This is a genomic window from Micromonospora sp. DT53 (assembly GCF_049841535.1).
In the GTDB taxonomy this organism is placed as follows: domain Bacteria; phylum Actinomycetota; class Actinomycetes; order Mycobacteriales; family Micromonosporaceae; genus Micromonospora.
Genome location: NZ_JBNCKM010000002.1, coordinates 515,779 through 528,335, shown reverse-complemented (window position 1 = coordinate 528,335; position 12,557 = coordinate 515,779). Strand labels below are relative to the sequence as shown.

General features: G+C 71.5%; 10 protein-coding genes and 1 tRNA gene. 9 read left to right on the top strand and 2 right to left on the bottom strand.

Annotated features, from left to right (window positions below; all coding sequences use genetic code 11):
- Nucleotides 1-80: 80 nt before the first annotated feature.
- Nucleotides 81-686, top strand: a complete 606-nt coding sequence (locus ACLQ3B_RS08300; RefSeq protein WP_425778861.1) for a TetR family transcriptional regulator — start codon at nucleotides 81-83, stop codon at nucleotides 684-686.
- Between the two features lie 61 nt (nucleotides 687-747).
- Here the strand turns inward: ACLQ3B_RS08300 and ACLQ3B_RS08295 are convergent, their stop codons facing one another.
- A complete protein-coding gene (locus ACLQ3B_RS08295) occupies nucleotides 748-1,953 on the bottom strand; it encodes an amino acid deaminase/aldolase (protein ID WP_425778859.1) in 1,206 nt (401 codons plus the stop codon).
- 308 nt (nucleotides 1,954-2,261) lie between these two features.
- Between ACLQ3B_RS08295 and tmk the strand changes: the two genes are divergently transcribed.
- The 6 genes from tmk (at nucleotide 2,262) to ACLQ3B_RS08265 (ending at nucleotide 8,341) form a co-directional block, all read left to right on the top strand.
- The gene (gene tmk / locus ACLQ3B_RS08290) at nucleotides 2,262-4,361 is read left to right on the top strand and encodes a dTMP kinase (RefSeq protein WP_425779831.1); all 2,100 of its coding nucleotides are present in this window, start codon (nucleotides 2,262-2,264) and stop codon (nucleotides 4,359-4,361) included.
- Nucleotides 4,361-5,617, top strand: coding sequence for a DNA polymerase III subunit delta' (locus tag ACLQ3B_RS08285; protein ID WP_425778857.1), 1,257 nt, complete (start codon nucleotides 4,361-4,363; stop codon nucleotides 5,615-5,617). The genes tmk and ACLQ3B_RS08285 overlap by 1 nt, the downstream gene beginning before the upstream one ends.
- A gap of 122 nt (nucleotides 5,618-5,739) precedes the next feature.
- Nucleotides 5,740-6,069, top strand: coding sequence for a YbaB/EbfC family nucleoid-associated protein (locus ACLQ3B_RS08280; protein ID WP_425778855.1), 330 nt, complete (start codon nucleotides 5,740-5,742; stop codon nucleotides 6,067-6,069).
- A gap of 2 nt (nucleotides 6,070-6,071) precedes the next feature.
- On the top strand, nucleotides 6,072-6,377 hold the full coding sequence (locus tag ACLQ3B_RS08275) for a hypothetical protein (RefSeq protein WP_425778853.1): 306 nt from the start codon (nucleotides 6,072-6,074) through the stop codon (nucleotides 6,375-6,377).
- Complete coding sequence (locus tag ACLQ3B_RS08270) at nucleotides 6,377-7,057, top strand: hypothetical protein (protein ID WP_425778851.1); 681 nt, start codon at nucleotides 6,377-6,379, stop codon at nucleotides 7,055-7,057. Before ACLQ3B_RS08275 ends, ACLQ3B_RS08270 begins: the two co-directional genes overlap by 1 nt.
- Before the next feature lie 444 nt (nucleotides 7,058-7,501).
- Nucleotides 7,502-8,341, top strand: a complete 840-nt coding sequence (locus tag ACLQ3B_RS08265; protein WP_425778850.1) for a PSP1 domain-containing protein — start codon at nucleotides 7,502-7,504, stop codon at nucleotides 8,339-8,341.
- A gap of 172 nt (nucleotides 8,342-8,513) precedes the next feature.
- Here ACLQ3B_RS08265 and ACLQ3B_RS08260 read toward each other — a convergent pair whose 3' ends face one another.
- The gene (locus tag ACLQ3B_RS08260; protein WP_425778848.1) at nucleotides 8,514-10,268 is read right to left on the bottom strand and encodes a metallophosphoesterase family protein; all 1,755 of its coding nucleotides are present in this window, start codon (nucleotides 10,266-10,268) and stop codon (nucleotides 8,514-8,516) included.
- A gap of 144 nt (nucleotides 10,269-10,412) precedes the next feature.
- Here ACLQ3B_RS08260 and ACLQ3B_RS08255 point away from each other — a divergent pair.
- Nucleotides 10,413-10,489, top strand: a tRNA-Thr gene (locus tag ACLQ3B_RS08255).
- A 298-nt stretch (nucleotides 10,490-10,787) separates the two neighbouring features.
- Nucleotides 10,788-12,368 (top strand): hypothetical protein, encoded by a 1,581-nt coding sequence (locus tag ACLQ3B_RS08250; RefSeq protein WP_425778846.1) that lies wholly within the window; start codon nucleotides 10,788-10,790, stop codon nucleotides 12,366-12,368.
- Nucleotides 12,369-12,557: the final 189 nt, after the last annotated feature.

Here is a 12,557-nt window from a genome sequence, read left to right as displayed (position 1 = left end):
GAGTGTCCACACCAGCCGCCACGACCGGGCCGCTGCGCCGCGTACCGGTGCAAGGTCGAAGTGTCGCGCGGGTACAGCGCATGTTGGATGCCTGCGCCGAACTCGTCGACGAGGTGGGGTACGAGGGACTGACCACCACCCTGCTCGCCGAGCGGGCCGAGGTGGCGATCGGGTCGGTCTACCAGTTCTTTCCGGACAAGCGGGCGATCGTGCAGGCGTTGACCCTGCGGACCATGGAGTCCTACCTCCAGCGCCTCGACGAGCGATTCGCCTCGGACGAGATGACCCACTGGTGGGACGGCGTCGACGCGGGCATCGACGAGTACATCACGATGCACCGTACCGTCCCCGGCTTCCGTACCCTGCACTTCGGCGACGTGGTCGACCTGCACCTGCTCGACGAGCAGCGGGACAACAACGGCGTGATCGCCGACCAGTTGGCCCGGGTGCTCACCGAGCGTTTCGGGCTCACCGACGTACCCAAGCTGCGTTTCGTGCTGGAGATCGCGGTCGAGGCGGCGGACGCGCTGATCAAGCTCGCGTTCCGCCGGAAGTCCGACGGCGACGAGCGGGTGCTGCTGGAGGCGAAGGCGCTGATCCGGGAGTACCTGCACCGCCAGGTCGACGGCCCGGACAGCGACCGGTCCACCGCCGGAAAGCAGGCCGAGGCGGCCCAGCCCGTCTGAGCCGACGCGGGGCGCGGGCCTCGGCCGGCGTCCGGCCTCAGGCCTCGGCCGGCGTCCGGCCTCAGAGGAAGGCCCGCCCCTCACCCCGATAGGTGGGGACGGTTGCCACCACCGCGTCCCCCTCGACCAGGTGCAGCTCGTTGACCCGTTCACACAGCTCACCTGCCTTGGCATGCCGGAACCACACCCGGTCGCCGACGCGCAGCTCGGCCGCCGCCGCCCCGGACAGCGGGGTCTGCACCTCGCCGGCGCCCTCGGTGCCGACCAGCTTCAGCCCCGCCGGTAGCCACGGCCGGGGCAGTCGACTGTCGGCGGCCGGACCGGAGGCGATCCAGCCACCGCCGAGCACCGTCGCCAGTTCCGGCGTCGGTCGGCGGACCACCGCGCAGGCGAAGAACGCCGCCGGGGTGGGCCGCCAGGCGCGGTACGCGTCGAACAGCGTCGGCCCGTACAGACCCGATCCCGCGGTGACCTCGGTGACCGCGGGATCGGCGCTGGTCGCGGCCACGCTGCCGGTGCCGCCGCCGTTGACGAACTCCAGGTCGGCGTGTTCGCGTACCGCGGCGACCGCCGCACCGCGGCGGGCCAGCAACTCGCGGTACGACAGACGCTGGGCCAGCCTGATCGCGCCGGCCAGCAGCGTCCTGCCCGGCGGCGCGTCGCCCAGGCCGGCGATCTGCGCCTCGTACGACATGAGCCCGACCAGCCGGAAGCCGGGCCGGCCGGCGACGGCGGCGGCGAGCGTGCCGGCCGCCCGCGCGCTGTGCACCGGCGAGCGGCGGACGCCGACGTGCACCCCGCGCAGCGGTCGCCAGGAGGCGTCCAGATCGAGGCAGAGCCGTAGCTCGGCGCGCTGCCCCGGGGCCGTGACGGCGTCGATGAGGTCGAGTTGGCCGGTGCTGTCGATCATCAGGGTGATCGCGGCGGCGAGCGTCGGGTCGGCGCCCAGCTCGGCGAGCGCGGCCCGGTCCGCGCTGGGGTACGCGACAAGCACGTCGTCGCTGACGCCGGCGCGGACCAGCCAGATCGCCTCGGGCAGGGTGAACGCCATCACGCCCTGCCAGCCGGGCCGCCCCAGCGCTCGGCTGATCAACTCCCGGCTGCGGACCGACTTGCTGGCGAGGCGGACCGGCTTTCCGGCGGCGCGATCGGCGAGGGCGACCGAATTGGCGTCGAAGGCCGTGAGGTCGACCACCGCGTACGGGGGGTCGAGGTGGGCAGTCGCCCGATCCAGGCGCTCGCGAAGTTTGTCGCTTTCGATGGCCACGTGTGCACGCTAACTGTCTGACGGAAAATGCGAAATACCCTCGCGTACGTCCGGGCTGCGGTCGGTGCCTCAGGCGGCCTAGGCTCAGCGAGCAGGAGAATGTCGCCCGGGGGGTGGCCCCCTACCGGGTCTAGAGTGTTGCACCGGAGGTGCCCAGCGATGGGCCGGCACGTGGAGGTACGGCCATCGAAAGCCAAAACAGCGGCGAGTCGCCCGGCGTGTCGCGCTCGGACGACCAATCGGCCAACGCCGCCAAGCAGCCCAACGGCGGCCAGGTTGATCCGTCGGGTTATGCCGCGATCCGCTCCGTGCTGCGCATCCGGCCGTTCCGCCGGCTCTGGATCGTGCTGGGCGCGGCCTCCTTCGGTGACTGGCTCGGCCTGCTGGCCACCGCCCTCTTCGCCGCCTCGCAGGTGCAGGGCAGCACCGCCCAGGGTGCCGCGTTCGGCGGGGTCACCGCGATCCGGCTGCTGCCCGCACTGGTGCTCGGCCCGATCGCCGGTGTCTTCGCCGACCGGTTCGACAGGCGCTGGACGATGGTCATCTGCGACCTGCTGCGCTTCGTGCTCTTCGCCTCCATCCCGCTCTACGCCCTCAGCGGCGCCGCGGGCGGCCTGGTGGTCGGCTGGGCGCTGATCGCCACCTTCCTGATCGAGTCGCTCACCCTGCTCTGGATCCCGGCCAAGGAGGCCGCGGTCCCCAACCTGATCCCGCGGGCCCGACTGGAAGCGGCCAACCAGCTCACCCTGATCACCACGTACGGCCTCACCCCGGTCGCCGCCGCCGTCGGCCTCGCCGTGCTCGACCGTGGCGTCCGTGGTGCCGTCGGCGGCGACCTGCCCTCCTGGGCCGAGCCGGCCCAGCTCGCGCTCTGGATCAACTCCTTCTCCCGGCTCGCCACCGCACTGGTGGTGGCATTCGGGATCAAGGAGATCAGCGAGGCGCAACGCGGTGAGGCCGAGCGTGCCGAGCAGAGCATGTTCCGGCAGTTCTCCGAGGGCTGGAAGTACATCGGCGCGACCCCGCTCGTCCGTGGCCTGGTGCTGGGCATCTTCGGCGCGTTCGCCGGCGGTGGCATCGTGGTCGGCACGGCCAAGTTCTTCGCCAACTCGCTCGGCGCTGGTGACGCGGCGTTCTCACTGCTCTTCGGCGCCATCTTCGTCGGCCTGGCGCTCGGCATCGGGCTCGGCCCGATGGTCGTCAAGGAGATGTCCCGGCGCCGCTGGTTCGGCATGAGCATCGTGCTGGCCAGCGCCGCGGTGATGACCCTCGCCTTCGCCATCCACCTGTCCATGGCGATCGTCGGCGCGGTGCTGGTCGGCGCGGGCGCCGGGATGGCCTTCCTGGCCGGCACCACGCTGCTGGGCGGCGAGGTGGCCGACGAGGTGCGCGGCCGGGTCTTCGCGGTGGTGCAGATCGGCACCCGGCTGGTGCTGATCCTGGCCATCGGGCTGAGCAGCGTGTTGGTAGGTGTCGGCGGCTCCCGCAAACTGACAATCGCCGACCTCGGCATCTCCGTCTCCTCCACCCGACTGTTGCTGCTCGCCGCCGGTGCCGCCGGCATCTTCGCCGGGATCAGCGCGTTCGGCCAGATGGACGACAAGAAGGGCGTCCCGGTCCTCGCCGACCTGTGGGGCTCCATCCGGGGCCGTCCGCTGATGCCCGCCGAGCCGTTCGTGTCCGCCGGGCTCTTCGTGGTCTTCGAGGGCGGCGAGGGCGCGGGGAAGTCCACCCAGCTCACCGCGCTCTCCGAGCGGCTGCGCGGCCACGGCCGAGAGGTCGTGGTCACCCGCGAGCCGGGGGCCACCGGCGTCGGTCGGCGAATCCGGTCGCTGGTGCTGGACACCTCCGGCGACGACGCGCCCTCCCCCCGGGCCGAGGCGCTGCTCTACGCCGCCGACCGGGCGCACCACGTGGCCACGATCGTCCGGCCCGCGCTGGTCCGGGGTGGCGTGGTGATCAGCGACCGGTACGTCGACTCGTCCCTGGCGTACCAGGGCGCCGGCCGGACACTGCCCGTCGACGAGGTCTCCTGGCTCTCCTCCTGGGCCACCGGTGGGCTCAAGCCCGACCTGGTGGTCCTGCTGGACGTCGAGCCGCGCACCGGCCTGTCCCGGGTGGCCTCGCGCAACACCGGCACCGACCGGCTGGAGGCCGAGTCGATCGCCTTCCACGAGCGCGTCCGGTACGCGTTCCTCGACCTCGCCGCCGCCGACCCGAAGCGCTACCTGGTGCTCGACGCGTCCCAGTCGACCGAGGAGATCACCGCGCGGGTGGTCCGGCGGGTCGAGGAGATGCTCGGCAAGCCCGGCGGCATCGTGCACCCGCGGCCGGCGCAGGGCCCGGACACCTCGGTGCAGCCTGAGTTATCCGACGCGGAGCTGGTGACGATGGAGCACAAGACCTAATGTCGGACGTCTTCGCCGACCTGGTCGGTCAGGACGAGGCGGTGGTCGAGCTGCGTCGCGCCGCCACCGCAGCAGCCGCCGTGCTGCGTGCTGGCGCGTTCGACCGGGCACCCGCGTTGGTCACCGCCAGCGCTGCCGAGCCCGCGAGCGCGCCCGGCGGGGTGGACCCGTCCACCGGGATGACGCACGCGTGGATCTTCACCGGGCCGCCCGGCTCCGGCCGCTCGGTCGCCGCACGGGCGTTCGCCGCCGCACTCCAGTGCGTGCACGGCACCGGCTGCGGTGAGTGCCCCGGCTGCCACACCACGATGGGCGGCACCCACGCCGACGTGCGGATGGTGGTGCCGGAAGGGCTCTCCATCGGCGTCGGCGAGATGCGCGCGCTGGTGCTCCGCGCGGCCAGCACCCCGTCCGGCGGGCGCTGGCAGGTGGTGATCATCGAGGACGCCGACCGGCTCACCGAGGCCGCCGGCAACGCGCTGCTCAAGGCGATCGAGGAGCCCCCGCCGAGGACGGTCTTCCTGCTCTGCGCGCCGTCCACCCACCCGGACGACATCTCGGTGACCATCCGGTCGCGCTGTCGGGTCGTACCCCTGCGGCAGCCGCCGGCCGACGCGGTGGCCGAGGTGCTGGTTCGTCGGGACGGCATCACGCCCGACGTGGCGCAGTGGGCGGCGGCGGCCGCGCAGGGTCACGTGGGTCGGGCCCGCCGGCTGGCCCGCGACCCGGAGGCCCGCAAACGGCGCGAGGCGGTGCTCGCGGTGCCCCGCCGGTTGACAGGTGTCGGCGCGGCGTTCGACGCGGCGTCCGCGCTGATCGAGGCGGCCGAGGCGGAGGCCGAGGCGTCGGTCACCGAGGCCGACACGACCGAGCGGGCGGCACTGGAGACCGCGCTCGGCGCGGGCGGCACCGGCCGGGGCGCGGCCGGCGCCATGCGGGGTGCCGCCGGGCAACTCAAGGAGTTGGAGAAGCGGCAGAAGTCCCGGGCCACCCGGGCCCAGCGGGACGCACTGGACCGGGCGTTGGTCGACCTGGCGGGCTTCTACCGGGACGCGCTCACCATGGCGCTGCGCGCACCCGTCGCCCCGGTGCACACCGACACGGCCGCGCTGGCCGGCGCCGGCGCGCAGAAATGGGACGCCGAGGGGTCGCTGCGCCGGTTGGAGGCCGTGCTCGCCTGCCGCGCGGCGATCGAGGCGAACGTCAAGCCACGGATCGCGGTCGAGGCGATGATGCTCGCCCTCTGGAAGGGCTGACCCCACACTTTCCGGCGTTGTCCACAGGCATCGACAGGCCCGATTGCGGTGCGGTACGGTCCGTGTGCCGTGGTGACGGTGGCAGCACACTGAGTGATGGATCACCCGGGAGGAGTCGGCCGATGCCGCGGGGGGAGATCGACGAAGCCTGGATCGAGGAGGCGGTGCGACGCTACCGCCGGATCGAGTCCCTCCAGGCCGAGTTCGACCAGGCGGTGTCGACCGTCGAGGTGGCCGTCCGCTCGCCGGACGGTCTGGTCGAGGTGGTGGTCACCGCCGGTGGACGGATCACCGACGTGCGGTTCCTCGGGCCGCTGCACACCCGCAGCCCGCGCGACGTGGCCGGTTCCGTGCAGGCCGCGGTCACCGCGGCCGCCGACGCCGCCGAGTGGGCCCGGGAGAAGCTGCACAACGAGACGTTCGCCGCCTACCGACCGCTCGCGGGGGCCTGAAAATGGACACACTGCGCGCGCTCTCCGCCCGACTGGACGAGGCGAGCGCCACGCTCACCCTCATCTCGCACACCGTCACCGCCAGCGATCCGGCCCAGGCCGCGTTCGGCGCCGACGCGCCGGGCCGGCCGGGCGAGATCGGTCGGGCGCTGCACCGGCAGTGGGCCACCGCCACCGACGACCGGGCCCGGGAGGCCCGCGCCGCCGCCGGTCGACTGGCCGCCGCCGCAGCGGCAGTGCGGGAGGCCGCCGACCGCTACGCCGAAGTCGACCGGGCGGCCCGCCGCCGCCTCACCGGAGAACCGTGATGGACGCGCTGGACCGGCTCGCCGAGCCCGGCCTCGACCTGCTCCGCCGGGTGGACACGCTGATCGCCGCCGGCGTCCCGGAGGGGCACCGGGTCTGGCCGCTGCTGCGCCGCATGCAGGTGCTGCCGGGCGACGCGGTCCGTAACTTCCTCGATCTGCACCCGGTGCCGCTCGCCAGCGCCGGCCACGCGGTGCGCCGGCTCGTCCGGGGGTACGACGAGGTCTCCGCCGCGCTCACCGACTCGGTGCTCTGGTCCGGCCCGGCCGCCACGGCGTACGGGCAACAGCGGGCCGCGCTGCTGCGCCATCTCGACGAGGGGCCGGACAGCCTGGTCGGGCGACTCGACTCCACCGCCGGCTACGCCGACGCCCTCGCCGACTGGGTGGAGGGCAGCCGTCTCGCGCTGGCCCGCACGTTGGCCGACGTGCTCCGCTCGGCCGAAGCGGTCGCCGTGGTCGCCGCCACCGCCAGCGGCGGGTCCACGCGCCCCGGACCGGTCGGGCCCGGTGTGACCGACGCGGCCGAGATCGCCGCACGGGTGCTGACGGTGCTCTGCGTCGCGTACGACGGCGCGGAGACGCTGCTGCGACAGTGGGCGCCGAGCCTGGCCGAGACCGCGTGGCGTCCGCCAACGGACGGGCGACCCCGCTACGACCAGCCCACCCGGGTCGGCTGGTAACCGAGCTTCCGGTCTTCCGGCCGCAGGCCTGTTGGCCCGGCCTTTGGTCTTCCGGCCGTGGTCGCGTTGCGCGGACCTTCGCTCTTTCGGCGGCGGCCGGTTGCGCGGACCTTCGCTATTCCGGCGGCGGCCGGTTGCGCGGACCTTCGCTCTTCCGGCGGCGGCCGCGTTGCCCCGGACAGGCCACGGCGTCGCTCGCGGGCGCCGACCTGAGCCGGTGCCCACGGCGACGCCGTGGTCTTCCCCCTGCACCCCCGCAGGTCTGCCTCCACTCAACGCCGCCGAGGCACGTCTTGTCTCCTGCGTGGCCCCGGATTCAACCGTCCGGGCGAGGAGTAACGGCACGACGGGATGCCCGGCAATAGGTCGAGTCGACGGTCATGAATGCAGCGAGGCGTAGCGGGCTGATGCGCCCTGCGCGTCGACCCGTCGTAGGGTGGGGGGATGGGCATGCTCTGCGCGGTCAGCTTCAACCGGTACGGGCGGCTCTACTACCTCGACCCGGGTGAGTTACGTCCGCAGGTGGGCGACCGGGTGCTGGTGCCCACCGATGACGGGCCCGAGGTGGCAGAGTGCGTGTGGGCCGCGCAGTGGGTGACCGAGGACACCGACAGTTTCCCCCGCCTGGTGGGGCTTGCCGGCGACGACGACCTACGCCGGGACGAGGCGTTGCGTCGGCGTAAGGCCGAGGCGAAGGTGGCCGCGAAACGGCTGATCCGCTCGCACGGCCTACCGATGAAGGTGGTGGCGGTCGACCACGTGCTCGGTTCCGCCGAGAGCGGCGGTGAGCGCAGCACCGTGTACTTCACCGCCCCACACCGGGTGGACTTCCGTTCCCTGGTCCGCGACCTGGGCGCGACCCTGCACTGTCGGGTGGAGCTGCGCCAGCTCTCCGCACGCGACTCGGCACGGGTGCAGGGCGGCATCGGCTCCTGCGGTCGCGACCTGTGCTGCGCCACGTTCCTCACCGACTTCGAGCCGGTGACGATCCGGATGGCGAAGGACCAGGATCTGCCGCTCAACCCGCTGCGCATCTCCGGCGCGTGCGGCCGGCTGATGTGCTGCCTCAAGTACGAGCACCCGCTGTACCAGCGCTTCCAGGAGACCGCCCCGGCAGTCGGCAGCCGGGTCTCCACCCCGGAGGGCGACGGCCGGGTCGTCGGCCACAGCGTCCCGAGAGACGCGGTGACGGTACGCCTGGACGCGGACGGCTCCCGCTGCTCCTGCTCCCGAGCCTCCGTCTGCGCCCCCCGCCAAGCCCACGACCAGCACTACACCCCCTAACAGCCCCCCACCCCCACCCCCACCCCCACCCCCACCCCCACCCCCTCTCACCCCGCCCGTTCCCCCGTTGATCATGAAGTTATTGCCACCCCAAGCGGCGTGTCGTGGCAATAACTTCATGATCAACGGAGAGGTGGGAGGGGTGGGGGAGGGCCGAGATGGGTGGGGTGGGTTAGTTGAGGACTGTGGGGGGTTCGGCTAGGTGGGGGGTTAGGGGGGAGTTGGGGATTAGCCAGCTGTCGGTGGAGGACTGGGCGGGGTTTACCTGCCAGTCTCGGGCAACCCGGTCCACCGCTACCGGGTAGATGGTCAACGTGCCGTCGGGGTCGATGCGCAGCCGCAGGAACGACTTGGAGTCCTCGATGCCCTGGCCGGCGAAGAGTTCGTTGACGTTGACCCCGAACGAGCCCGCCACCAGCAGGTACGCCGCCACCAGTTGGCTTGCCACCAGACCGATCACCGGGCCGTAGAGCACCGCCGCGGCGGCTGCCGGCAGCGGCCACGGCCAGTCGTAGAACGGCAGCGCCAACCAGGCCCAGGTGCCGGCCGCACCCAGGGCGACCTGTGCCACGCCATGGCCGACGCCGAGGATCCAGTGCCGCGCGTGGCGTTTGCCGCTCGCGCTCGGCGGCTTGGCGAAGAGGGCGGCCGCCAGCACGGTCACGAGCACCATCACCACCAGCGGGACGCTGAACAGCCGCTGGTCGGTGCTGTCGGCCCAGTTCGCCGTCGCACCCGCCATGGCAAGCATCAGCAGGGTGTGCAGGGTGCCGAGCAACGTGGTGAAGCCGGGATTGCGGAACGGCAACCGGGGGAAGATGCCCCAGCCGTAGCGACGGGACCGCGCCGCGTCCGGGTAACGGGCCACCAGGTCGTACGGCTGGGCGGAGCTGGCCTTGCGGGCCAGCGTGTCCCGCGGTGGCACCTCGATGCGCTCCGGCAGCTTGTGCGTGGGGTAGAGGTACGCGCCGCCCCCACCACACGTGATCAGTTGCCGGTCCGGCCCCGAATAGCGGGCGTAGTGGTGCAGGTCGCCGGAGAGCAGCAGCCGCACCCGTGCCCCGGTCGGGTCGATGATCGTGCGGACGAAGTAGTCGATCGAGTCGTACGCCGTGGGGTTGTCGGCGGCCTTGACCCAGGTCGGAGCCGGCGCGGCGATGATCACCTTGGACTCCGGGCCGAGCCGCCGGGCCACCTCGTCGAAGTAGGCCAGCTGCGGGTCGTCGAGGTACGAGCCGGACTGGTCGTCCACGCCGAGCAACCACCAGCCGGCCGGCAACTCCACAGCGAAGTACGACCGGGACTGCCCGGTGCTCCAGCCTGCGAAGTTCCGGTCCCGGGAGCGGACGAACAACCGCAGGAACGCGGTGAGGCCGTCGTACCAGTCATGGTTGCCCGGCACCGCGAAGAGCGTGGGCTTCACGGTCGGGGCCACCGGCAGGGCGGCCTGGTATGGGCCCTTGCACCGGTCTTCGTAGGCGGCGTAGGCCGCCGACGGGTACACCTGGTCGCCGCCCATCACCAGGGTCTGTGCCCGGGGTAGGTGGTGCCCGTCGACGGTCAGCTCGGGCTGCGCCAGCAGGTACGCCACCGAGTACGTGGCGTTGAAGCCGTCACCCAGGTCGGCCACGTAGTCGAGCCACAGCCCGCCGTCCGGCCCGACCTGGCGGAAAACGTCGTCGCCGAACGCGTTCTGCAACTCGCGCTTGTCGAGGTACGCCCCGAAGAGCACCGCGAGCAGTGTCCGGATGCCGGTGCTGATCAGCAAGAACGGCGCCAGCCACGGCACCGGCTTGCGCGGTGTGAAGCCCAGCTCCAGTGGGTCGGTGCTGCGCGGACGGTGGGCGGCGCGTTCACCGGCCGGCGCACGGTCAGGGCGTTCGCTGGTGTCGTCCTGACGTTCGGGGTGGTCGCGTTCGTCGCTCACCCGCCGCAGCGTAGTCCCGGACCCGATCATCCGCTGTCCGGTAAGCGTCCAGATGGCGGCCGATGTCCGGTTGGTGCTGGCAGCTACGACAGGGGTATCCCGTTCGGGCGGTGCCGCCGGGGTGCCGTACACTTGCTGATCGTTGCCGCCTTAGCTCAGTCGGCTAGAGCGACGCACTCGTAATGCGTAGGTCGACGGTTCGATTCCGTCAGGCGGCTCCATAGAAAGGCCCAGGTCACCGGCTTGATCGCCGATCATGACCTGGGCCTTTTGGTTGCCCTCGCTAGGCCAGGCAGCCAAGCGAGCAGCCAACCAACTCACCGGACCACAGCGCCCCCTCCAGCCATGCCGCACCGCGGGTGGACATTCTTCTACACCGAAGCGGTCAGTTCTGCGTCAAACCGGGCCGGCCCCATTTTGCTGGGACAGCCCACTGAGCGGCGTGCTGCTAGTCTCCGCCGATCAAGACCACCCCTCTGGAGGCATGACATGCAGCGAACTGCTGCGCGCCAATGGTTGGTGGCCACGGGGATCGCCTTCACACTCGTAGGGCCGCTCGCAGCGCCGGCCCTCGCCGAGCCGACCCCGGCCACCAGCGCCTACCTCGGCGACGCCTTGCTGGCTCCCGGCAGCAGCGGCGACTACATTTCGACCAAGTTGTATTCCGCGGAGCGGATGTCCAACGCGACCATCACTGTCCGGTACGACGCCTCGGACGTATCGGGTTTCGCCCAGCTGATCGAGCACGACGAGGACGACTGGGAATGCCACGTCGCGGTCGATGCCGCTACCTGCAGTGCCGACTTCGTGGATCTCGATGAGTCGGGCGTTCCGGTCGGTTTCATCAGGCTCGTCCCCAAGGGCACGGCAGCCCCCGGCAACACCGGCAAGCTCAGGGTCACCGTCTCGGCGCAGGTCTCCGGTCAGAACTCCGAGCAGGCGGTCAAAAGCTCTACCGAGGGCCAGGTGACCGTGGGTGAGGGCGTTGACGTCGTGGCTGAGCCCTTCCCCGACGTGAGCGCACCGACCGGAGCCTCCTTCACCCAGCTGTACGGGGTGCGGAACGTCGGCGATAAGACCGCCCACGGAGTTGTCGCCGAGTTCCGGAGCGGGTTCGGAATTGAGGCGGGTGGCAAATTCGCCAACTGCCGGTACGACGGCGACACGCTCCGGATCTGCACGTTCGACGAGGATCTGCTGCCGAGCAAGGGATACGGCGCGTCCATTCCGCTGAAACTGCGGCCCGACACGATGGCTCCGGGGTTGCAACTCATCGAAGTCACCTGGATGACACCCGCTCAGTGGGACCTGCGAAAGGCCTTCCTTGAGCGAAACGGCCACGAGAACCTGGTAGGCCAACCCGGTAGCGGCTCCGAGGTGGATCTCGTGGAAGGAGCCACCGGCGCCGCCCCGTCTCGAACGCAGCGCGTGCCTCAGGTGGACACAGCTCCGGTGGGCAACTTGGCCTCCAGCTACGTGAAGGTCTCCGGCAACCTCAAGGCCGACGTCGCTGCAGTGGGAGACACGGCTGCGGGCAGCGAAGGGGTCCTCGTCGACGTGACCGTGGGTACGACCAACAGGGGGCCCGCAACGATCAGCGAGTCGTTCGGGCACGTTGATTTCACGGTCCCGCCCGGTGCTTCGGCGACCAAGGCCCCGGCAGACTGTGCGCCGGTCGTCGACGGGGAGTACCTTTTGGAAAAGAAGGGCGAACCCGGCCACGCCCGTTACCTCTGTTTCAACGACTGGTTCCTACCGGTCGGCGGGCAGTCGCTCCATTCGTTCACCCTGCGTATCGACACCGAGGTGTCGGGCTCGAAGGGGAAGGTGGAGCTCCTCCTCGTAGGCACTGGGGCGACGCCGCAGACCGACGGAGACCCCGCCAACAACATCGCCTACGTCGTACTGAACGAGAGCGGGGCCAGCGCACCCACCACCGCGCCGGGCGCCCCGGGACATGGCGGCAGCGGTGACGAACCCGGGCTTCCGATAACCGGTGTCGGCGTGGCCGGCATCGCTGGCGGTGCGATCTTACTGCTGGCCGCCGGCTCCGGGCTGCTTCTGATGGTCCGCCGCCGTAGGTTCAGGTTCACCGTCTGAACGTCAGGGTCCTGAGGCCGGCGGGGACCGTCCCGCCGGCCTCAGTGGTCTCGCCGACTGTGGCGACCGCAGCCAAACCGGCGAGTCCCTGCGAACGACCATGGACCGGGACAGCGTGTTCAACAAGAAGAGCAGGCACGGACCCAGCGCCGCGTGACGGACTCGTAATGCGTAGGTCGACGGTTCGAT